The following is a 21,876-nucleotide window of genomic DNA, read 5'->3' as shown; positions in this document are numbered from 1 at the left end:
TTTTGGTGTAACCTTTTTAGCCTTTGCTGTTACTTATCTTGCATGGAGAAATGGGAAAATTACAAGGGAAAATACTTTAAGAATAGTTGAGGAGATTAAAAATGTAGCTTTAAAAACGGATAAGGGATTTGAAAGAATGGATATGAGATTTGAAAAAATGCATGAAGAGATGAAAGGATTGGTTGAAAGAGTGATAAGGGTTTTGAGATAATGCATGAAGATGTAAAACTTATTGCTCCTTTAATCTTAACAGAAACAAAGGATAAAAAAAGAACTTTTAAAAAAGATTTTAAGAGAAGAATAAAATTTTGTCTTTTATCAGATATATGCGCATTCGCTCTATCTTTTGTCCTATGTAGATCTTACCTCTGTGGGCATACACAAAGGAGAGGCTAAAAGAGCAAAAAACCTTCTACCCCAATTAGCAACTGCTTTCTTTTTGACCTTTTAAAACAAATTTGACCCCACAAATTTTAAAAATTTAAAGTTATAAATTCGATTTTTTTACAAAAAATGGCAAATATGAGGTAATATTATTTATGTCAAGCTTTAACTTATAAAAAGTTTCAAATATCTATATCCACTTTATAGAACAACCGATTGAAGGATGCTGAATTTTTGGGGGTTCTTCACCATAAGAGAGTTTTAAACATGCCTCTTTTAATTCTTCCCTTGTCACAAGACTTTCATCTTTCCAATTATCGTCAAGTCTTCCATGATAATATAGATTCATTTCCCTATCAAGAAGATAAAAGTCCGGGGTGCACTGAGCCTTATACATTTTAGCAACTTCCTGATTCTCATCAACTAAATAAGGTATATTTATTTTCCACTCCTTTATTTTGTTTATCATTTCGGTTACAGAATCTTCAGGATAATCAACATTTTTTGAGTTAGGATTTATTGCAAAGGTATTTATGCCAATTTTATTTATTTCATCAGCTAGTCTTAAAAGTCTTGGCATAAGCTTTTGCATAAAGACAATGGTTACATGTAAATACAATAAGTAAACCAACCTTACCCATATGTTCCTTTGTTGAATAAACTTTACCGAAGGGATCCTTTAATTCAAAATGAGGCATTTTTGTCCCTATAGGAATAAAAAATAGACTCAACAGCCATTTTTTAATCTTACTTAAAAAGGATCTGAACCTCTTTTGTTTAAATTTTCTTAAACTCTGTCTTTCCTGGAATGTAGCCCCAAAGTTCCTTTATTATTCTTCTTATTCTCTCTATACACCTTTCCTTACCAATCAATTCCATCAATTTGAAAAGCGAAGGACCAACCTTCCTCCCTGTTAACGCAATTCTAAGTGGGTGAATTAAAAAGGCATGTTTCTCACCTAAGTTATCAGCCACTTTTCTTACAACTTTCTCTATCTCTTCTTCATTCCATACCTCGAGTGTCTCGAATTCACCTTTTACTTCTTCTAACCCCTCAAATACCTTAGGATCAGCAAAGTATCTTTCAACTGCCTCAATATCATAACCAAAATCATCCTTATAAAAATAATCAATCAAATACGGAATATCCCTTAAAACCTTGGCTCTCTCCCTTGTAAGTTCTATTACTTTTTTAAGAAAATCCAGATCTTTCTCATACTCTCTTTTCCACCACTTCTCCTTTCTTAAAAATTCAAGGGAAAGTTCTACAAGCTCATTTATATCTTTTCTTTTTATATACTCGGAATTCATCCATAAAAGTTTTTGTCTATCAAATATACTTGCACTTTTTCTACAATCTCTTATATCAAATTTCTCTATCATCTCCTCTCTTGATATTATTTCAACATCCCCACCTGGTGACCATCCTAAAAGAGCAAGAAAGTTAAAGAGGGCCTCTGGTAAAAATCCTTCTTCTTTAAACTCTATCACTGAAGTTGCACCATGTCTCTTTGAAAGCTTTTTTCTATCTGGCCCTAAAATCATAGGAAGATGAGCAAACTCGGGTATCTTCCATCCAAAGGCTTTATAAAGTAAAATTTGTTTTGGTGTATTTGATATATGATCATCACCTCTTATGACATGAGTTATTCCCATATCCTTATCATCAATCACACAGGCAAAATTATAAGTTGGTGTTCCATCACTCCTTAATATAATAAAATCCTCAATCTCTTCATTTTTAAAGACAATTTCACCATGAATTAGGTCAACGAACCTAGTCTCCCCCTCCGGAACCAAAAATCTAATTGCTTTTTCCCTATTTTCACTCAATAATTTTTTGATTTCCACCTCACTTCTTTTAAGACATTTTCTTGAATATTTAGTCGGTTTTTTCTCAAGCCTAAGTATTTTCCTTTCTTCTTCAAGCTCTTCCTCTAAACAAAAGCAGTAATATGCTTTTTTTTCCCTTATAAGTTTTTCCGCATATTTTCTATAAATTTCTAACCTTTTACTCTGAAAGATAATCTCCTCATCCCACTCTATTTTTAACCACCTTAAACCACCCAAAATTACATCTATAAACTCTTCCCTTGATCTCTCTACATCAGTATCCTCAATTCTTAAAAGAAACTTCCCCCTCATTTTTTTAGCATAAAGAAAGTTATAAATTGCCGTCCTTACCCCCCCTACATGAAGTACTCCAGTAGGCGATGGAGCAAACCTAAGTCGCACTTCCATTATTTGATTATAAGCTATGAAAAGCTTAAAATTAAAGAATGGGAAACATATTTATTCAGTATAAACATAGGATAACCCAGAGTAATATAAAAGTAGGGGATGAAATACCCGAGGATTTAAGAAGAAAGAGCGAACTCAGGATACCGAATCTAACAGAAGGAGAAATTGTAAGACATTTTGATAGACTCGGAAGAAAAAACTACTCTGTCGATTATGGCTTTTATCCTCTTGGATCATGTACTATGAAATATAATCCCAAGCTAAATGAAGAGCTTGCATCTCATCCTAACTTTGTAAATTTACATCCTCTACAGCCTTCATTTACAGTTCAAGGCATCCTGAGGTTGGCAAAAGAACTTGAGAATTTTCTTTGCATAATATCTGGTATGGATAGAGTTACCTTACAGCCTGCTGCAGGTGCTCACGGAGAGTTAGTGGGGATGCTTATAGTTAGAAAATACCACACTGAAAAAGGAAATCCAAGAAAGTACGTTTTAGTGCCTGACTCAGCTCACGGTACAAATCCAGCATCTGTAACTCTTGCAGGTTATACCGCTATAGAGATAAAGTCTAACTCAGAGGGACTCGTGGATATTGAAAAACTTAAAGAGCTGATCAGTGAAGAAGTAGCTGCTCTTATGATAACTAATCCGAATACACTGGGTTTATTCGAATCAAATATAAAAATCATCTCAGAAATGCTTCATGAGAAGGATATACTTCTTTATATGGACGGCGCCAATTTAAATGCCCTATTAGGAATAGTAAGACCAGGAGATACCGGGGTAGACATTCTTCATTTCAATCTGCATAAGACATTTTCAACACCTCACGGTTCAGGAGGACCAGGTGCAGGACCAGTCGGTGTTAAAAAGTTTCTCGAAAAGTATCTACCTATTCCTCGAATAGTAGAGGAAAACGGAGAATTAAAACTTTCCTATGATTTTCCTCATTCAATAGGAAAAGTACATGCCTTTTACGGTCACCCTCTTGTATGGGTAAGGGCACTTTCCTATATTTTAAGAATAGGAAAAGAAAATTTAAGAAAAATCGCAGAATTTTCTATCCTAAACGCTAATTATTTAAGAAAAAAACTGGAGAAGTACCTTGAAAATCCTTACCCCAACAGGCCCTCTATGCATGAGTTTGTGTTATCTGCCGAAAATATCAAAAGAAAGCATAATGTAAAGGCGCTTGACATTGCCAAAAGATTACTTGACTATGGATTCCATGCCCCAACGATGTATTTCCCATTGATTGTAAAAGAAGCTCTTATGATAGAACCGACAGAAACAGAGTCAATTGAAACCTTAGATGAATTTGTAAAAACAATCGAAAAAATAATAGAAGAAATAGAAAAAAATCCCGAGGTTGTCATAAATGCACCACACACTACACCAGTTAAAAGACTTGACGAAGTTAAAGCAAATAAAGAACTCAACGTTAGAGAGACCCTCCTTGACTAACCTTTCAAATTCACAAAACTATGATGAGTTAATCGATAGAATTGCTAAAAGAGTATGTGATTTAAAACTTGAAACAATTTTCATAATTCTTTTAGAATCAGCAAAACCCCTTTCATTTATTGTCTCAAGTCTACTTGTAGCCTTTGAACCAATTATAACTTCCTTTTTCTCTTTTAAGGATTACAAAAATTTTTACGAAATGCTCGAAAATAGAGAAAATATCGAAAAGTTAATCAGAAAAATTGAAGAGTACTCTCAAGAAAATTAAATTTGAATTTAACTAAAAACTTATTTAAAATTTTTAAATGGTTCCATTCCCTATAAGAGTTTTAACTGGAAATGATAAAAGATCCGCTAAGAATACTTGCTACCGATTGTGGAAGCACTACAACAAAAGCAATTTTAATAGAGAAAAGGGGGGAAAGCTATACGCTTGTAGCAAGAGGTGAGGCTCCAACTACGGTTGAAAAGCCCTTTGAGGATGTAACGAGAGGGGCTTTAAACGCATTTAGAGAATTAGAAGAATTAACAGGTATTCAGATTTTAGAGGGGGAAAAAATTATAAAGGGAGCAAAGGGCTCAAAAGGTGTAGATCTTTATGTTTCGACTTCATCTGCAGGTGGTGGTCTTCAGATGATGGTAGCTGGTGTTGTAAAGAGCATGACAGCTGAGTCAGCGGCAAGAGCAGCCCTTGGGGCAGGAGCAATCGTAATGGAAACAATTGCCTCAAACGACGGGAGACTTCCCTATAAAAGAGTTGAATTAATTAGACAACTTCGACCTGATATGATACTTCTTGCAGGCGGTATCGATGGCGGAACCAAAAAGCATGTAATCGAACTTGCAGAACTTATAAGAGCAGCAGAACCAAAACCAAGATTCGGAATTAGTTATAAACTGCCGGTCATTTATGCTGGTAACAAGGATGCAAGGGAAGATATAGCAGAAATCTTAAAGGACAAAACAGCTCTCTCTATAGTTGATAATATAAGACCTGTACTTGAAGTAGAAAATTTAGGACCTGCAAGAAATAAAATACATGACCTCTTCCTTGAACACGTTATGGCCCATGCCCCAGGTTATCCGAAACTAATGAGCTGGACAGACGTTCCGATTATGCCAACACCAGGAGCAGTAGGCCTTCTTATGCAAAAAGTTGCTGAAATGGAGGGAATTGAAATTTTAGGCGTTGATATAGGTGGAGCCACGACAGATGTCTTTAGTGTCTTTCAGGGTATTTTTAACAGAACCGTTAGCGCTAATTTGGGTATGAGTTACTCCATATCAAACGTAATGGTAGAAGCGGGTATGGAAAACATTTTAAGATGGATACCTTTTAAGATAAAGGTTAGTGATTTAAGAAACAGAATAAGAAACAAAATGATAAGACCCACGACCATTCCTCAGAGTCTTGAAGATCTTATAGTAGAGCAAGCAATTGCACGAGAGGCTTTGAGGCTAGCCCTAGAGCAACATAAACAGATGGCAGTAAGTCTAAAGGGAGTTCAAAAAGAAAGAACAATATCTGATGTTTTTGCTCAAACCGCAGGGGGTGAAACTCTTGTTAATATGATGACTCTTGGAATGATTATAGGATCAGGAGGAATCCTTTCACATGCTCCAAGGAGAAGTCAAGCTGCCCTGATGATGATAGATGCTTTTCAACCTGAAGGTATTACTTATTTAACGGTCGATTCTATCTTTATGATGCCACACCTTGGGGTTCTCTCAACGGTTCACGAAAAGTCAGCAATGGAGGTTTTCAAAAAAGATTGTCTAATATGGCTTGGTACGTGCATTGCCCCTAAGGGAATAGATAGAAAAAATAAAAAAATATTGAAAGGAAAGATAATAAAGGAAAACCTTGAAGAGATAGAATTTGAACTTAAATTTGGAGAGCTAAAGAAAATTCCCCTTTCAGTTGGAGAAAAAGCTAAGGTAATTTTAATCCCGGAGAAAAATTTTGACGTGGGAGAGGGGCAAGGCAAAAAGGTTGAAAGAGAAGTAAGAGGAGGAGTTGTTGGCATTATTCTAGATGGAAGAGGAAGGCCACTTGAGATTCCTAAGAACGAAGAGGAAAGAGTATCTTACCTTTCTGAATGGGTTTTCTCTATTGATGTATATCCGCAAAATGAATATCTCAGGCTTTTAAGAGAGAGTAGGTAGTATTAGATAACCTCTAAAAATAAGTCAAACTTGTGAATCTTAGAGAGCATAAAATGTAGGGCGCATAAACACCAGTTGAGAAACGAAAACCATAAGGACTTGACTCTGCGATTAGTTTTCTTTCCTTTGAGATTTCAATATCACTACTTAAAACTCTTAAAAATGAATCTGTGAATCTAAGATTTTTGATAGCTTTTGTAATTTTGCCCTTTTCAATTAAAAAAGTTCCATCCCTTGTCATACCTGTTACAGAAAAACTTGTAACATCAACAACGTTTGTATAATGGAATCTAGAAACATAAATACCATAGTCTATTTCTGAGAGAATTTCTTCTTTACTTTTATCCCCAGGAGAAATAACTAAGTTAAAGGGAAGCGGAAAAGTGGATGGAGGAAAGCCTGCGGCGTTTCCAGTTGATTTTTTATTTTCGAGAGTAGCTGTTTTTCTATCGTATAGAAGATTCTTAAAAACTCCATTAGAAATAATTTCTATCTTTTCTTTTGGGACGCCCTCAAAATCAAAAGGAAAGGGAAATCCATCCTCAAAGAAGGGATCTTCATAAACTGTTAACTTATCTGAAAATACTTTTTGACCTAATTTGCCAAACAAGAAATTTCTCTTTTCTTGATAAGTTTTAGCAGAAAAACCTAAGTATGAAGCAAATGTAAAAATGTCTGCAACTGCCTCTGGTTCAAGTAAAACAGTATACTCTCCAGGTTCAACCTGAATCTTATCAAAGGAGTTAGCTGCTTTAAATTTTGCCTCCTCAGCAATACTTTCAAGATCTACCTGCGAAAACCTTCTTGAATGCCCCTCAGCCCACCCTGTTGCATCTTTTTTCATAGCAGTTATAGTAACATGAGCATCAGAGATTTTTGAATAAGCAGAAAGTCCTTTCGACGAAAAGAGTGCAATTTCACTCCCACCTGTATTAATAACTCCATAACCTTCAAAATCTCCAAGAACCTTTGAAATCCTATAAACAGCTAAAGCTCTCTCCTTTTCACTTACGTTAAATGTCTCTTCATCAAAAGTAAAAACTTCTTTGTAAGTACTAAACTCGGGATATCCAGGATAATCAGAAGGATAGGTATTTTTTAACATATCATAAGTTCTATCTACTAGGCTCTTAGCATCATCTAATTGGGGGTTACTAAAGAACCTTGTTACAATGTAATCTTTCTCTTTTATACTTATAGCCACCTCCAAGTTTTCGTATGAAGTATTCTGATGAATTTTACTTTTTGAGTACCTCGTTATCTCATTTTTTTCGTATAAAAATGCAGTAAAAATCTCTTCACCCTTTTGGTAATTTAGAATTTTTTTGAAAAAATCATAATAAAAATCCTTACCCTTCATGGTCATCCTCCTTATAGGTTATTTTTCCTTTCTTTATCGTGTAGAGAACTTTTCCCTTTAACTTATAACCCTTATAAGGAGTATTTTTACCTTTACTATAGAATTTTTCTAGATCACAAACCCACTCTCTTTCTAAATCTATAATCGTTATATTAGCAAAAAAGTTCTCCTTAATTCTTCCATAGCCTTCTAAACCAAAAATCCTAGCTGGATTATATGACATAAACCTTACAATATCCTTAAGCTCAAAAATCTTTGTATGGTAAAAAAAAGTCAAAATCAAAGGGAGAGATACTTCGATGCTTGATATTCCAGGCGGAGAAATCTCAAACTCTTTCTCTTTATCAAAAATTTTATGCGGAGCATGATCTGTAGCAATGATATCAATAACACCTTCTTTTAGACCCTCTATAAGTTTTATTCTATCTTCCTCTTCTCTAAGTGGAGGATTTACTTTAAAATTTGAATCAAAATCAGAAAGTAGTTTCTCGGTTAAAATAAGATGATGTGGAGTTACTTCACATGTTAAATTTAAACCACTTTCCTTTGCATTTCTTATTATTTCTACACTTTCTTTTGCGCTCACGTGGGCAATGTGGAGTTTGCCCTTGGTCTTCTTTAAAAGTGTTATATCTCTTAATATTGCAATAATTTCCCCCTCTCTTGGTCTCCCCTTAAGTCCTAGTGAAAGTGTAAAGGGAGATTCGTTTGCCACCCCCCCTTCGCATAAAAACTTATCCTCTGCATGCTGTATTATAGGTCTATCAAAATCTCTTGAATAATATAAAGCATTTTCCATAAGTTTACTGTTCTGAAGATAATCACCATCATCAGAAAAGGCTATAGCACCCTCTTCAATCAGCTCATAAAAATTCGCTAGTTCTTCTCCCTTTCTTTCTTTTGTTATCGCTCCAACAGGAAAAACTTCACAGTAATCGTAATACTTTGCCTTTTCCCTCACATACTTAATAACTGTTCCCCTATCCATACATGGATTAGTATTAGGCATAGCAAAAACAGCGACATACCCTCCTTTACTTGCTGCCCTTGTCCCTGTTTCAATTGTCTCACTATCTTCGTAACCTGGTTCTCTCAGATGAGCATGCACATCAATAAGACCTGGTATTGCATATAAATTATTTGCCTCTATTACCTCTACACCCTCCCTTTCTATATTTCTATCTATACACTTTATCCTATCTTTCTCAATAAGAATATCACACTTTTCTTTAAGTCCTTCCTCTGGATCTACTATATTAACATTTTTAATTAAAAGTTCACTCAACTTACAGTTCCTTTATTTTGTCTTTAAGTCTTAAAAGTTCAAGCATTGTAGCGGCGGCACTTTCACCCCTGTTACCCAATTTTCCTCCAGATCTTTCTATCCCCTGCAGAGTATCAGAAAGTGTTATAATCGCCATTCCAAGCGGTATTTCTCTTTCTCTTGCTATTTCAATCACATTTTTGATACTCTCTCTAGCTACATGAGTGTGATGTTCTGTTTCGCCCTCTATAACAGCTCCGATAACTAAGCAAGCGTTATATCTTTTTGGAAATTTATCCTTCAAAAATGAAAAGGCACTGACTATCTCCAAAGACCCAGGAACTATAAAAACATCAATCTGTTCCTCCTCGGCACCGCATCTTTTTAAAAACTCTTTGGCCCCCCTTAGCATTTCAAAAGTAATATGTGAATGAAAGCGCGATACAATTATACAAAATCTATCCTCTTTGTTAACTCTTAAATTTCCGAAAATTTCAGGCATTAGAGCTTTATCCCCTCCTTTTGAATTTTCTCAAGAAAGTGTCCCATTTTCTCTTTCTTGATCTTTAAATATTCTCTATTATTTTCATTAGGCTCAACCTCTATTGGAACCCTTTCTACTATTTCAATTCCATAGCCCTGTAGTCCAACGATTTTAGAGGGATTATTAGTTAAAAGTCTTATTTTTTTGAGATTAAGATCAAGTAAAATTTGAGCCCCTATACCATAGTCTCTTATATCAGGGGGAAAACCTATAGCCTCGTTTGCCTCAACCGTATTTAAACCTTTTTCCTGAAGTTCATAAGTTTTTAGTTTATTTAAAAGACCTATTCCTCTTCCCTCTTGCCTCATGTAAACCAAAACTCCCTCACCCTCCTTTCTTATCATTTCTAAAGCCTTTTCTAACTGCTCCCCACAGTCACATCTTAAAGAGTGCAAAATATCTCCTGTAATACACTGGGAGTGAACTCTCACTAAAACGTTATCTTTTCCCTCAGGCTCTCCCATAACCAGCACAAGATGAATATCTTCTTCCACTATATCTTGATAGGCGTATAATTTAAAGTTTCCGAACCTTGTTGGTAAAAATACACTTGCTACTCTTTTTATGAGCCTATCTCTTTTTAACCTATATCTAATTAAATCCTCAATTGTAATAACTTTTAAGTTAAACCTTTCAGCTAACTCAAAGAGTTTAGGTAATCTGGCCATTGTGCCGTCATCATCCATTATTTCACAGAGCACTCCTGCTGGATATAATCCTGCTAACCTTGCAAGATCTACAGCTGCTTCAGTGTGTCCTGCCCTTCTTAAAACACCACCATCGTGAGCTCTTAAAACGTGAACATGTCCGGGTATAGCAAGATCTTCATGAACTGTATTAGGATCTATAGCTACTTTTATGGTCCTTGCTCTATCAAAGGCAGAAGAACCAGTTGTAATACCCTTTTTTGCATCAATTGGAGCTACAAAGGGAGTGCCCATCCTTGAGGTATTTATACCGCCAAAATCCGGAATCCTTAACTCCTCTACTCTTTTCCTTGTAAGCGAGAGACATATTAAACCTCTAGCATAGGTTGCCATGAAGTTAATATGTTCAGGTGTAACTTTTTCAGCAGCAACAACCATATCTCCCTCATTTTCTCTATCTTTATCATCAACAACTATAACTATTTTCCCCTCCCTTATATCTTCCAGCGCCTCTTCGATACTTGCAAATTTGTATTCTTTCATTAAATTTTCCTCCCTTGAAAGGTAGATTATATTATAAAAATTTTGTGAAATTTTTATCAATATCTTATAATCTTTATATGGCGCATGCGTATACACCGGGTTTAAAAGTTTCTGAAAAAACTTTAATTTTTAAAGAAAGAAGGCTTCCCCTCAAGGGTGAGGTGATTGTTAAAAAGGGTAATTATGTAAAGGCTGAAGATGTTGTTGCTAGAACACTTTTGCCTGGAAACGTTCATCCAGTTAATGTAGCAGGACTCCTTGGAGTATCCCCTACTGAGCTTCCAAACTTCATGATAAAAAAAGAAGGACAAGAAGTTAAAAAAGATGAAGTTATTGCAATAAGTAAAGGTTTTTTTGGGCTTTTTAAAACTGAAGTAAAGTCCCCGGTCGATGGGAAAATAGAACAGATATCACTTGTTACAGGTCAAGTGATTATAAGAGAACCTCCTATACCAGTTGAGGTAAAAGCTTACTTTGATGGCGTTGTAGAAGAAATCATACCTGAGGAAGGAGTAATTATGAAAACTACAGCTACATTTATTCAGGGTATCTTTGGTGTTGGTGGGGAAAAAATAGGAAAACTAAAGGTTCTTGTTGACTCTCCTGATGAAGAACTAAAAATAGATAAGCTGGCAAGAATAGGTGATGATTCTGATAGTTTAATTGTTGTAGGTGGTAGTTTTATAACCGCAGAAGTCCTCAAAAAACTTGAAGAGCTCAACGTGGTTGGTTGTGTTGTGGGTGGAATAGATGATGAAAACTTAAGAAAATTCCTCGGATATGATATAGGAGTTGCAATTACAGGTTCTGAACCACTTAAGATAACTTTAATTCTCACAGAAGGATTTGGTAGACTCGAAATGGCAAAAAGAACATTTGAGCTTCTCAAAAAAAGAGAGGGAGAAAAGTGCTCAATAAATGGGGCTACACAAATAAGAGCAGGTGTGATAAGACCTGAAATAATTATTCCCTATAAGGAAATTCAAGAAGTAAAGGAAGAGGATACTCTTAAAGAAGGTCTTGCAAAGGGAACGATAGTTAGAATAATTAGAGATCCCTACTTTGGTGAAATAGGAAAAGTTGTCTCTCTTCCTCCAGAACTTAGAGTTATAGACACAGAGTCTAAAGTTAGAATTCTTGAAGTAGAACTTAAAGATGGAAGGCGTGTAACAGTGCCTCGAGCAAACGTTGAAATAATTGAAACATAAAAATACTTGAAACAGGTTTTAAAAAATTTTTTAGAGAGAAAAGGTATCTAACAATAAAAAGTGAAACAGAAACTTTCGGTGGAGTCGTATCCATGAGTACTAAAGTTATTACGCGTGAAAAACTCACCTTTTAAATCCCTTATAGGACAGGAGGACTATGGAAAATCTACTGGAAATAATAAAGAAAAAAGAGGAAATTGAAAAGGAACTCTCGAAGCCTGAGAATATTAAGAACAAAAGAAAACTTACAGAATTAAATAAAGAATATAAAAAAATAAAGGAAAAGGCTGAAATTGCAGAAAAGATTATCGCTTTAGACAAGGAGATTAAAGAAATAGAAAGTATGATAAAAAGCGAAAAAGATTCTGAAATGAGAGAGTATTTGGAAGAAGAGAAAGAAAAAAAATTGAGTGAAAAAAATGAACTTTTAGTTTTACTTTTAGACGTCGAAAACGAAAGTGAAGAAAATAACTGCATAATAGAAATCAGAGCAGGAGCAGGAGGTGAGGAAGCAGCACTGTTTGCAAGAGATCTTTTAAGAATGTACCTAAAATTTTGTGAAAGAAAAGGGTTTAAATGTTCTATAACAGATATGAGAGAAAGTGACTTAGGGGGTATTAAAGAGGCAGTATTACTTGTGGAAGGAAAAGGTGCCTATAAGATGCTTAAATACGAAAGCGGAGTCCATAGAGTCCAAAGAGTCCCTGTTACTGAAGCAAGCGGTAGAATACATACCTCAACAGCATCAGTCGCTGTTCTTCCTGAAGTTGAGGATGTTGAAATAGAAATTAAACCTGAGGATATTGAAATAGAGACAAAAAGAGCAAGTGGTCCAGGCGGACAACACCTGCAGAAAACTGATTCAGCAGTAAGAATTAGGCATATTCCAACAGGTATTGTTGTGCAGTGCCAAGACGAAAGGTCACAGCATAGAAATAAGGAAAAGGCACTAAGAATTTTGAAATTGAGACTCTATGAGTACGAAAAACAAAAGAAAGAAAGAGAATTAAGAGAACTAAGGAGAGAACAAATTGGAACCCAGGATAGAAGTGAAAAGATTAGAACATACAATTTTTTACAGAATAGGGTTACAGATCATAGGATACCTATAACTGTATATAACCTTGAAGATGTTTTAGATGGAAATATAGATGTTTTTATTGAGGAGTTAAGAAAAAGAGAGAGTAAAAAGGCTATTTAGGTATTGAATTTGTTAAAAAAATAGATTAAAATAATTAAAGAAGGGCGGCGTGGCCGAGTGGCATAGGCAGCGGTTTGCAAAACCGCTTACCTCGGTTCAATTCCGGGCGCCGCCTCTTTAAATTTAATTGAATAACTTAGACATACTCCTTAAAAACCCACTCATTATCCAAAATAAAAATAAATTCATAGAAAAGGGATTCCTCGGAATAAAAGACGGCAAGATAACCTTAGTTTCTGAAAAAGAACCAAATCTACAAGCTAAAGAAACTCTAGACCTAAGTAATAAAATTGTTTCCCCCGCATTTTTTAATACTCACACCCATATCCCAATGACCTTGCTGAGAGGTTTTGCCGATGATTTACCACTCATTGAATGGCTAACAAAGTACATTTGGCCCCTTGAATCTAAACTACTATCTCCAGAATACGTAAGAGCAGGAACTTACCTTGGCCTCATCGAAATGATAAAATCTGGAACAGTAGGCTTTGTCGACATGTATTTCTTTGAAGAAGAAGTAGCAGAAGTTATTGAAGAATCCCAAATTTACGCACTTTTATCTGTTGGAATCCTTGATTTTGAGACACCTTACTACAAAAATTCAAAAGAGGCATTAGAAAAAACTGAAAAATTAATAAATAGATACATTGAAAATGAAAGAATAAGGGTAATCCCTGGACCCCATGCAATTTACTCCTGCTCAAAAGAAACAATTATTGGGTGTATAAACCTAGCAAAAAAGTACGATCTACCTATACATATTCATATTTCTGAAACAAGAGGAGAAATAGAAGAATCTGTTAAAAAATTTGGAAAAACACCAATTTTTTACCTCAATGATTTAGGACTATTTGACCTAAAGGTAATTGCTGCCCACTGTGTCTATTTAACAGAAGATGAAACAGATTTCTTAAAAGATAAAAATTTTTACATTTCTCACAACTTATCAAGTAATCTTAAACTTGCCTCTGGTATTGCACCCATAAAAAGATACCTTGAAAAAGGATTAAAAATTACTATTGGGACAGATAGTGCGTCCTCAAACAACAATTTAGACATTTTAAGGGAAATGAAGCTTGTATCCCTGGTACATAAAGGAGTAAATCTTGATCCCTTAATACTAAGTGCAAAAGAAGTTTTTAACATGGCTACTAAAATTGGAGCTTTAGCACTTGGTTTTGATTCAGGAGAACTTATAGAGGGGAAATCTGCAGATCTTATAGTATTTAATCCTCAAAGAGATGGAACAGTTCCCTTTTATGATCCCTATTCTTATATTGTTTATGCTGCTGGTAGAGAAAGCATAGAAAGCGTTATGGTAAAAGGCAAGTGGATCCTAAAAAACGGTGAATTTAAAACAATTGATTTAGAAAAAATACTAAAAGAAACTGAATTTTGGAAGAATAAAATAAAAAGTCTTTCTACCTAAAAAATTTTTGAACTTTTAACTTATTCAAATAGTTAATAACTTTGTCTTTTCTATACCATCTGCTCCTATTAAGAAAAAATTCAGCCTCTTTAAGTAGTTCTTTTGCCTTTTCTCTATCTTTGTTTAAAACGTAGTAACATTCGGAGAGGTATAAGCGTACAATACCCTTGTTATAGTCTGAATCTTGATTATCTACTACTTTTAAAAGTTTTAAGTAGATTTCTTCTGCCCTTTGAAAATAGCCGCTCTTTTTGTAAGCTTTTCCTAATGCAAAAAGAGTTCTACGAGTTTCTCCAAATTCACTATAAAACCTTTCTGCCCACTTGATTGCACTATCTCTCATCTTTTCTCTCAAGAGAATTTCTATTAAGGCATCATAGGAGTACGCTTTCATAAAAACTCCATTTGACATTGCATACTTTATCTCTCTTATCCCCTGTTCTCTTCTATCGCCTTTTATGAATGTTTTTCCAACATATTTTTGTAAGACGCTTGCTCCGTAGTTATACATACCTAAAGCAAGATATGCATCTGGGTATTTCTTAAATTTTTTAATTATGTTATAGGCTTTAAAACCCCTAACGAGGGCCTCAAGATAGTTTTCTTTTATTCCTTCAAACATCGAGGAATAGGCAATCAAGACCCCCTTTAAAAATCTTATCTCTTTATCTTTTTCCTCCAATTTCTCACATAGACTAATTCCCCTTTCAATACTTTCAAGAAACTCTTTTTCGGAGTCTGGCTCATAGTTATCAAGAAAATAATCAAAATACCTTATAGTTTTTAAAGTATAAAAAATTGGATGATCTTTATATTTAGAAAAATAACTTCTTTCAATTTCTATTGCTTCTTTGTAATTTTCTCTCCACAATAAATTTAAATAAAACTTTATTTTTTCTTTCTCTTTTTCTAAAATCACTAAAGTTAGAAAGTGTATAAAGATCAAATTCTTGGAAGTACGATACCTTTTTGACCTTGATACTTTCCTTTTCTATCTTTATAGGAAACTTCACAAATCTCGTCGCCCTCAATGAATATAACCTGCGCTATACCTTCATTTGCGTAAATCTTAGCGGGAAGAGGTGTAGTATTAGAAATCTCTATTGTTATATAACCTTCCCATTCAGGTTCAAGTGGGGTTATATTTATAACTATTCCACATCTTGCGTAAGTAGATTTACCAAGACATATTCCAAGCACATTTCTTGGGATTCTAAAATACTCTACACTTCTTCCAAGGGCAAAAGAATTTGGAGGTATAATACACTCTTTACCTTTAAATTCTACAAAAGACCTGGGATCAAAATTTTTTGGATCAACTATACTGGAAAAGACATTTGTAAAAATCTTAAACTCATCGGCGATTCTTACATCATAGCCATAGGAGGAAACTCCATAGGATATTACTTTCTCTGTAACAAGATTTTCAGCAAAAGGGTCTATCATCTTAAATTTTTTTACCATTTCCTTTATCCATCTATCATTTTTTATTCCCATACTGAAAATTCTCTTGGATTTTTAAAAAACAAGGGGAAGAGAGGAATCTTATCCCCCCTTCCCCCTAAATTTTTCGAATTTTTATGATTTACTAAAAGGAATAAAGAATGCTTATTGAGGTAAAGAAAGTACTTGGAGTTCCTGTTATAAAGTAAGGACCGTTGTAAAAAATATCAGGTGAAGCTTCTGCATCTATTCTTAAATTTCCTCTTTTGTAGGCAAGTCCTATTATAACAGGAAGAAGTCCTTGAGTTGTTTCTGTAAACTTGGTTCTATTGTCAAGAAATTCATCTTTAGAAGTCGATAAAAGAGCCTTTCTCGCTGAAAGTCTCACTACAAACCATTTTCCAAGATCTGCTTCAAGACCTAAAATTGAATTTATTGAAAAATCTACTTCTTTTCTTGAGTCTCCATACTTATTTGTAAGATTTACGATTTGAACTCCTAAAATCAAACTTAAAACATCAACAGGTTGAATGTTAAAACCAGTGTTCAAGTTAAAACTTGAAATTTTGTGAGTAGAATCTACAGTATTACCACCTATTCTTCTTTCTATTGACCGATCAGATGTTTGAAAATGAAAACCAACAACAAAATTTGTATACTCTGAAAGGGATCTAAAATATCTAACATCAAATGACATATCTTGTGTTCCCTTTGCTTTTGTTGTATCTACAGGTCGCTGAAATTTTCGACTAAAGGAGCGACTTGCAAAATTTAAAGCCACATCAACAAAATGGGACTCTGAAAAATAAAAAGTAAAACCTGGATTTAATAAAAATACCCTTGCTTCTTCCTTATTCTTATAATCAGCAATAGTATCTTCTGTTGTCATACTATAATTAGAAAAACCAATATTAAATCCAAGTGTAAATTTTTCTCCAAAATATTTTCCATAAGAAAACATTAAGCCCCTAATCATTGTATCAAGATACATATAAACCGGTATATTTAGGTAGGCTCCAAAAACTCCAAGGGAGTGATTTTCTCCGATACCAAAATAACCCTTTAAATAGGAATTGTTTGTTGTTAAAGTTCCGAGATCAAAAGCTTCAAGAACACAGAGGCTTGGAAAAGATGTAATTTGAGAGGGATAAGTTAAGGCCAAAACATCATCCTTCAGAAAGTCAACAACTCCTCCTAGGGTTCTGACTCTTGTTTCTGTCGCAATGAGAAGACCTGTAAGTAGAAAGAAACTCACCACTATTTTTTTCATACTGTTCCTCCTACATTACTATGTGGCCCCGGGTGGACTTGAACCACCGACCTTACGCTTATCAGGCGTATGCTCTAACCACCTGAGCTACGGGGCCTAAAATTTTATAAATCTAAATATTTTTTTATCAATATTTATATGATAAACTCCAGATTTCAAATTATTCAAGTTTATTTTAGTTTCTACCTTACCACTAAGCAAACCCTGCCCCAATTTTCTTCCCAAAACACTATAAATTGTATATCTTATAGGACTCTTTATGCCCTTCACCTCAAGAAAATCATAAATTAGTGATGGAACAAATAAAAACTCTAAATTATCTCTGATTTCTTCTGCAACTGCTGTAACTCCCATGAGATAAAGCCCCCTCCCAAGTTCATATATAACTACGTAACCATTATTTAGTGCATGTATACCCACAGGATTATCAAGTGGAACCGAAACTGACTTTAAATTTCCATTTGGCATTACTTTATAGTAAAGAATGTTCTCATTTAAAGCTGCATCATAATATAAGGCATATATAACTCCGTCATAAGATGGCGAAAGGCTTATAAAATAAGAATTAGAATTTGGCCTTTTAATAGCCGTATCAATACGAGATTGTAAAATATTGTAATATAAAACATGATGTCCTACCATATCATCAAAAAAGACATATGGTAAACTTCTTATGTAAAATATATCACCTCCGTTAGGAATATAGGCTAAATTTGTAAATGAACTGCCACCAAAACTCCCTAAAAGTGTACCATCACCCCTAAGAACAAAAAGAGTATCAAACTCACCTGTAGCAGACCTTATAGAACCACTATAAAAACTCGCAAAAGAGGATCCTCCATCCGTAGATTTTAAAATACTAACATCATTCCACAAATAAAGTGTATTTACATTGGAGCCCATAAACATACCAGAATAATTGGCAAGATTAGATGCGGAATTTCTTAAAGCAAAAGAAGAACCAGCATTGTTTGAGAAAAATAAAATTCTTTCGTTCGGGGAAACAAGGAGGCGAATGTTTCTAGTAAGAAGATATAAACTCTTCGCAGAGGAGATAAAATTTTCAACCAAGTTGTTACCGAAAAATATCAAATTACCCTTAAATGGTAGCTCTGTAAATCCCTGATTAATAATATCAAAACTCCTATAAACAAGACCACCCTCTGTAATTAAAAATAGAGTATCTCTTTTTGAACTTGCCTGCTCAGGACCAAAGAAAATTACAGCTTTTAAACGATTCTTATATCTTGTCCAATTTCTTCCCCTATTTACGGTATAATAAATACCATCATTTGAACCAACATAGAAAGTATCAATTAAATTTAAAGATCTATAAATTGGCTCGAAATAAAATGGAATAAAAGTTGTATCCAAAATAGAATAATTGTAAACATTTCCATAAACTCTCCTAGCCTTAAAAATACCTCTATCAACTATTGACGCAATTAAGAAAGAGTCCTGGTTAAAGGGAACAACGTCAAACACAAAACCAGGATAATACTGAAGCCCTGGTAGCATTTGCACTTGTGACCAGGTGGAACCTGAATTTGTAGTGTAGAAAAGACCTGATTCTGAAGTAAAAAATAATACGTTAGGATTAGTATGTGAAAATCTTAAAGAAAAGCAGTATCCAGATACATTCTGTATAGTACTTACCACTGAAAAACTTAATCCGCCATTAGTTGAATAAAGGAAATAATAGTTACTACCACCTTCATAAAAGGCTAAAATTGCAACTATATTTGAATTAAAAGGATAAATATCAATAACACATATATAGGATCCGGAAGGAATATACGATTCAAGGTCACTAACAAAAACAAAGTTAGAACCTCCATCAATAGATCTAAAAAGGGAATCACTAATTACCATGTAACAAGTTTGCTCCTGCGCATCTAAACCTCCTATCATTGCATTTAAATAGACTGTATCTACTGTGACAAAATTATCAGAGGTTATATAATAAGATGTAGGATCCCTCAACAAAAGAAACTTATTGTTACCTGTCATCACTCCTATTCTGCCGACAAGAGTAAAATAAGAACTTGAATAAGGAAGAGCAATCTCAAAAGTATCACCCCTAAAAACATTTTCACATTTATGATATTCTACAAAAGAACGTACTACAACTTTTTTAGGATTTATTTCAGAAGATATAGGATAAATGATAGTACCTCCCTGAGGCCCTATATAAGTAAGAGGATAAGAGTTCTTCTTATATCCTATAAAATTTTTATTAAAATCTTTATCATAAACAGATTTAAGCTTTTTTTCAATTTCCGCAAAAGGGAAATTTAAAAAATTCACACTAAGGGGAATTAAGAAAATAAATACCATCCTACTTTTAAAATTTATGTCACCTAGGGATTGAACCTTCTTATAGGCTTTATTATAATAAAAAGTATGAAAATTTTCAATACTTTAACAAAAAAAATAGAAGAATTAATTCCTTCTAAAGAGGGGGAAATATCCTTTTATTTTTGCGGAATGACAGTTCAAGACTCTCCACACCTTGGGCACCTCAGAGCATTCCTTGCCGCTGATATTTTAGTAAGATTCCTGGAATATAAGGGATATAAGGTTAACTTTGTTTTAAATATAACAGACATTGATGACAAAATTATTCAAAAAGCTATTAAAGAAGGAAAAGATTACAGAAAAATTGCTGAAAGATACGAGAGAGAATTCTTTGAAATTGTTGAAAAAATGAACTTAAAAAGAGCTTGCCTTTATCCAAGAGCAACTCAACACATATCTGAAATTTCAGAAATAATAAAAAAGTTAGTCGAAAAAAATCTTGCCTATATTTCTGATGGAAATATTTGGTATGATGTTTCTGAGTTTGAAGATTATGGAAAACTCTCAGGTAAAACAATCGAAGAGCTTGAAAGCGGAGCCAGAGTAGAACCTGATGCCTCAAAAAGAGAGCCCCTTGATTTTTCTCTTTGGAAAAAAAGAAAAGAAAATGAACCTTACTTTTATTCTCCCTTTGGAGAAGGAAGACCCGGATGGCACATAGAGTGCTCTGCTATGAGTATGAAGCATCTCGGCGAAACAATAGATATACACGGCGGAGGAGAAGATCTAATATTTCCCCATCACGAAAATGAAATTGCTCAAAGTGAAGGAGCAACAGGTAAACAGTTTGTTAGATACTGGTTTCATACAGGTCTTTTAAGGATGAAGGGAGAAAAGATGAGTAAATCAACCGGAATATTCTTTAGAGTTCTTGATGCCCTCGAAAAATACGAGCCAGATGTAATAAGATACTTTTTATTAAAAGCACACTATAAATCTCCACTTGAGTATGACGAAGATTCTCTTAATGAGGCACAAAGCTCGTGGAATAGAATAAAAAATGTAATTTCACGGGGGGAAACAAAGGAGTTTACAGTTCACTCGCCCGATGTGAAAAAATACATTAAAATTTTTGAAACTTACATGGAGGAGGACTTAAACACACCCAAGGTTTTCAGTCTACTTCATGAGTTAACGACTCTTGCCAACAAATATTATGAGGAAAAAAATGAGAAATTCCTCGATATGAAAAACTTAATTATATTTATTACAAAAGTACTTGGATTTAAACTTGAGATAAAAAAGATAGAATCAAAGATTTTTGAGGACCTCTTGGATCTTATTATAGAAGTTAGAACGACCTTAAGAAAAGAAAATAGATACGATATTTCTGATAAAATAAGAGAAAGGTTAAAAAGTCTGGGAATTGAGCTTTTTGATAAAAAAGAGGGGACCTATTATAGGATCATTTGAAGTTTTCTATTTTCTTTACGGCGGACTGGGAAATTCTATCTTAGCTTACCCTACTCTCTATGTGCTATCTCAAAATTTCAAGACAAAAGTTTTTCTATTAAATAAAATTCAAGAAGATTTTATTTTAATATCAAATTTAAGGGTACAAACAGATTTATCTTCATCTTTTTTTGAAATTTTAAGAAAATTAAAAAACAAAAAAATTTATGCATCAACCCATAATCTCTATGCTCCCTATAAAAAACACCCTTTAATTTACTTTTTTTTAAAATCAAAAATAAGAATAGGTCTAAAGGGAAAAAATTATTTAAGAGTCTATACACATACAGTGCCTTTTTTTAAAAAAGAAAAAGAAGGAAACGTTGAACTTATAAAACCTATCATTAAAGAAATAAAAGAGTTTAATCCGGCATCACATTCAAAAGATGGGGGCTTTCTTCTATTTTTCCCTGGGAGCTCAAAAAAATTCAAAAATTTTAAAAGATGGAAATACTTTACAGATTTAGGTGAAAGATTAAAAAATAAATTTAACATTTTGGCTGTGCTTGGACCTGACGAAATTGAACTTAAAGAAATCTTTGAGGAAAAAAAAATAAACGTATTTGTTTTTCAAAATTTAAAAGATTTGTTTAAAGTTTTTGAAAATTCCCTTTTTTATATAGGTAACGATACAGGCCTTACTCATCTTGCAAGTTGGTTCGGACTCAAAGGAATAGTAATATACACTTCAACCGATCCAGAAAAAAACGAAACTCTTAATAGTTCTACAAAAATAACCCCTTCTCTTTTTTGTTTTCCCTGCTATAAATTCTTTAAAACTAGATGCATTAACAGAGAAAAGTATAAATGCACCTATATTATAAAAACTGAGGAAGTTTTAAAAGCTTTAGAGGAAACTCTAAATTTTTGACTTAAGATAGGGGCTCTATTATAATAAAA

Annotated in this window: 18 protein-coding genes, 2 tRNA genes and 1 pseudogene; 10 read left to right on the top strand and 11 right to left on the bottom strand. The window is 33.9% G+C overall.

The annotated features are described in order from the left end of the window. On the top strand, positions 1-211 hold a 211-nt coding region (locus tag ABDH49_03960), incomplete at its 5' end, for a hypothetical protein (GenBank protein MEN3046121.1). 363 nt (positions 212-574) lie between these two features. Here ABDH49_03960 and ABDH49_03955 read toward each other — a convergent pair. Then, positions 575-1,082, bottom strand: a pseudogene (locus ABDH49_03955) (thioredoxin family protein). A gap of 79 nt (positions 1,083-1,161) precedes the next feature. Beyond that, positions 1,162-2,625 (bottom strand): glutamate--tRNA ligase, encoded by a 1,464-nt coding sequence (gene gltX / locus ABDH49_03950; protein MEN3046120.1) that lies wholly within the window; start codon positions 2,623-2,625, stop codon positions 1,162-1,164. A 38-nt stretch (positions 2,626-2,663) separates the two neighbouring features. On the opposite strand from gltX, the gene gcvPB reads away from it, so the two are divergent. The 3 genes from gcvPB (at position 2,664) to ABDH49_03935 (ending at position 6,257) form a co-directional block, all read left to right on the top strand. Then, positions 2,664-4,091 carry an aminomethyl-transferring glycine dehydrogenase subunit GcvPB gene (gene gcvPB, locus ABDH49_03945; GenBank protein MEN3046119.1) on the top strand — a complete coding sequence of 476 codons (1,428 nt, stop codon included), beginning with the start codon at positions 2,664-2,666 and terminating at the stop codon, positions 4,089-4,091. Then, positions 4,084-4,359 carry a hypothetical protein gene (locus tag ABDH49_03940; protein ID MEN3046118.1) on the top strand — a complete coding sequence of 92 codons (276 nt, stop codon included), beginning with the start codon at positions 4,084-4,086 and terminating at the stop codon, positions 4,357-4,359. Before gcvPB ends, ABDH49_03940 begins: the two co-directional genes overlap by 8 nt. Positions 4,360-4,430: 71 nt before the next feature. Continuing rightward, positions 4,431-6,257 (top strand): glutamate mutase L, encoded by a 1,827-nt coding sequence (locus ABDH49_03935; GenBank protein ID MEN3046117.1) that lies wholly within the window; start codon positions 4,431-4,433, stop codon positions 6,255-6,257. Between the two features lie 13 nt (positions 6,258-6,270). Here the strand turns inward: ABDH49_03935 and ABDH49_03930 are convergent, their stop codons facing one another. Genes ABDH49_03930 through ABDH49_03915 form a run of 4 tightly spaced genes read right to left on the bottom strand, consistent with a single transcriptional unit; the run spans position 6,271 to position 10,615 of the window. Next, the gene (locus ABDH49_03930; GenBank protein ID MEN3046116.1) at positions 6,271-7,617 is read right to left on the bottom strand and encodes a TldD/PmbA family protein; all 1,347 of its coding nucleotides are present in this window, start codon (positions 7,615-7,617) and stop codon (positions 6,271-6,273) included. Continuing rightward, positions 7,607-8,902 (bottom strand): dihydroorotase, encoded by a 1,296-nt coding sequence (locus ABDH49_03925; protein MEN3046115.1) that lies wholly within the window; start codon positions 8,900-8,902, stop codon positions 7,607-7,609. The genes ABDH49_03930 and ABDH49_03925 overlap by 11 nt, the downstream gene beginning before the upstream one ends. A gap of 1 nt (position 8,903) precedes the next feature. After that, positions 8,904-9,383: a 6,7-dimethyl-8-ribityllumazine synthase gene (gene ribH / locus ABDH49_03920; GenBank protein MEN3046114.1), complete on the bottom strand. Its 480-nt coding sequence runs from the start codon at positions 9,381-9,383 to the stop codon at positions 8,904-8,906. Continuing rightward, positions 9,383-10,615 (bottom strand): bifunctional 3,4-dihydroxy-2-butanone-4-phosphate synthase/GTP cyclohydrolase II, encoded by a 1,233-nt coding sequence (locus ABDH49_03915; protein ID MEN3046113.1) that lies wholly within the window; start codon positions 10,613-10,615, stop codon positions 9,383-9,385. Before ABDH49_03915 ends, ribH begins: the two co-directional genes overlap by 1 nt. A 77-nt stretch (positions 10,616-10,692) precedes the next feature. Between ABDH49_03915 and ABDH49_03910 the strand changes: the two genes are divergently transcribed. The 4 genes from ABDH49_03910 to ABDH49_03895 all read left to right on the top strand — a co-directional run bounded on the left by ABDH49_03910 (position 10,693) and on the right by ABDH49_03895 (position 14,453). Then, positions 10,693-11,823 (top strand): hypothetical protein, encoded by a 1,131-nt coding sequence (locus ABDH49_03910; protein MEN3046112.1) that lies wholly within the window; start codon positions 10,693-10,695, stop codon positions 11,821-11,823. A gap of 157 nt (positions 11,824-11,980) precedes the next feature. After that, the gene (prfA, locus tag ABDH49_03905; protein ID MEN3046111.1) at positions 11,981-13,024 is read left to right on the top strand and encodes a peptide chain release factor 1; all 1,044 of its coding nucleotides are present in this window, start codon (positions 11,981-11,983) and stop codon (positions 13,022-13,024) included. 43 nt (positions 13,025-13,067) lie between these two features. Beyond that, a tRNA-Cys gene (locus ABDH49_03900) sits at positions 13,068-13,139 on the top strand. Between the two features lie 12 nt (positions 13,140-13,151). Beyond that, complete coding sequence (locus ABDH49_03895) at positions 13,152-14,453, top strand: amidohydrolase (GenBank protein ID MEN3046110.1); 1,302 nt, start codon at positions 13,152-13,154, stop codon at positions 14,451-14,453. Here the strand turns inward: ABDH49_03895 and ABDH49_03890 are convergent. From ABDH49_03890 to ABDH49_03870, 5 genes are all read right to left on the bottom strand, one after another. After that, positions 14,446-15,399, bottom strand: coding sequence for a hypothetical protein (locus tag ABDH49_03890; protein MEN3046109.1), 954 nt, complete (start codon positions 15,397-15,399; stop codon positions 14,446-14,448). The genes ABDH49_03895 and ABDH49_03890 overlap by 8 nt on opposite strands. Then, on the bottom strand, positions 15,396-15,950 hold the full coding sequence (dcd, locus tag ABDH49_03885; protein ID MEN3046108.1) for a dCTP deaminase: 555 nt from the start codon (positions 15,948-15,950) through the stop codon (positions 15,396-15,398). The genes ABDH49_03890 and dcd overlap by 4 nt, the downstream gene beginning before the upstream one ends. Positions 15,951-16,041: 91 nt before the next feature. Continuing rightward, positions 16,042-17,166: a hypothetical protein gene (locus ABDH49_03880; GenBank protein ID MEN3046107.1), complete on the bottom strand. Its 1,125-nt coding sequence runs from the start codon at positions 17,164-17,166 to the stop codon at positions 16,042-16,044. Between the two features lie 23 nt (positions 17,167-17,189). Further along, positions 17,190-17,263: transfer RNA gene (locus tag ABDH49_03875), tRNA-Ile, on the bottom strand. After that, positions 17,263-19,503, bottom strand: a complete 2,241-nt coding sequence (locus ABDH49_03870) for a hypothetical protein (GenBank protein MEN3046106.1) — start codon at positions 19,501-19,503, stop codon at positions 17,263-17,265. The genes ABDH49_03875 and ABDH49_03870 overlap by 1 nt, the downstream gene beginning before the upstream one ends. Positions 19,504-19,569: 66 nt before the next feature. On the opposite strand from ABDH49_03870, the gene cysS reads away from it, so the two are divergent. Both cysS and ABDH49_03860 read left to right on the top strand, forming a co-directional pair. Beyond that, positions 19,570-20,937: a cysteine--tRNA ligase gene (gene cysS, locus ABDH49_03865; GenBank protein ID MEN3046105.1), complete on the top strand. Its 1,368-nt coding sequence runs from the start codon at positions 19,570-19,572 to the stop codon at positions 20,935-20,937. Next, positions 20,900-21,847 carry a glycosyltransferase family 9 protein gene (locus ABDH49_03860; protein ID MEN3046104.1) on the top strand — a complete coding sequence of 316 codons (948 nt, stop codon included), beginning with the start codon at positions 20,900-20,902 and terminating at the stop codon, positions 21,845-21,847. Before cysS ends, ABDH49_03860 begins: the two co-directional genes overlap by 38 nt. Positions 21,848-21,876: the final 29 nt, after the last annotated feature.

Source organism: Candidatus Hydrothermales bacterium (genome assembly GCA_039630235.1).
In the GTDB taxonomy this organism is placed as follows: domain Bacteria; phylum Hydrothermota; class Hydrothermia; order Hydrothermales; family JAJRUZ01; genus JBCNVI01.
The sequence above is the reverse complement of the archived record's forward strand: the minus strand, read 5'-3'. Positions and strand labels throughout refer to the sequence as shown.

Coding starts and splice junctions, on each gene's coding strand:
- prfA (MEN3046111.1), top strand. CDS start 11,981: ATGGAAAATCTACTGGAAATAATAAAGAAAAAAGAGGAAATTGAAAAG.
- dcd (MEN3046108.1), bottom strand. CDS start 15,950: ATGGGAATAAAAAATGATAGATGGATAAAGGAAATGGTAAAAAAATTT.
- gcvPB (MEN3046119.1), top strand. CDS start 2,664: ATGGGAAACATATTTATTCAGTATAAACATAGGATAACCCAGAGTAAT.
- ABDH49_03870 (MEN3046106.1), bottom strand. CDS start 19,503: ATGGTATTTATTTTCTTAATTCCCCTTAGTGTGAATTTTTTAAATTTC.
- ribH (MEN3046114.1), bottom strand. CDS start 9,383: ATGCCTGAAATTTTCGGAAATTTAAGAGTTAACAAAGAGGATAGATTT.
- ABDH49_03910 (MEN3046112.1), top strand. CDS start 10,693: ATGGCGCATGCGTATACACCGGGTTTAAAAGTTTCTGAAAAAACTTTA.
- cysS (MEN3046105.1), top strand. CDS start 19,570: ATGAAAATTTTCAATACTTTAACAAAAAAAATAGAAGAATTAATTCCT.
- ABDH49_03935 (MEN3046117.1), top strand. CDS start 4,431: ATGATAAAAGATCCGCTAAGAATACTTGCTACCGATTGTGGAAGCACT.
- ABDH49_03915 (MEN3046113.1), bottom strand. CDS start 10,615: ATGAAAGAATACAAATTTGCAAGTATCGAAGAGGCGCTGGAAGATATA.
- ABDH49_03930 (MEN3046116.1), bottom strand. CDS start 7,617: ATGAAGGGTAAGGATTTTTATTATGATTTTTTCAAAAAAATTCTAAAT.
- ABDH49_03880 (MEN3046107.1), bottom strand. CDS start 17,166: ATGAAAAAAATAGTGGTGAGTTTCTTTCTACTTACAGGTCTTCTCATT.
- gltX (MEN3046120.1), bottom strand. CDS start 2,625: ATGGAAGTGCGACTTAGGTTTGCTCCATCGCCTACTGGAGTACTTCAT.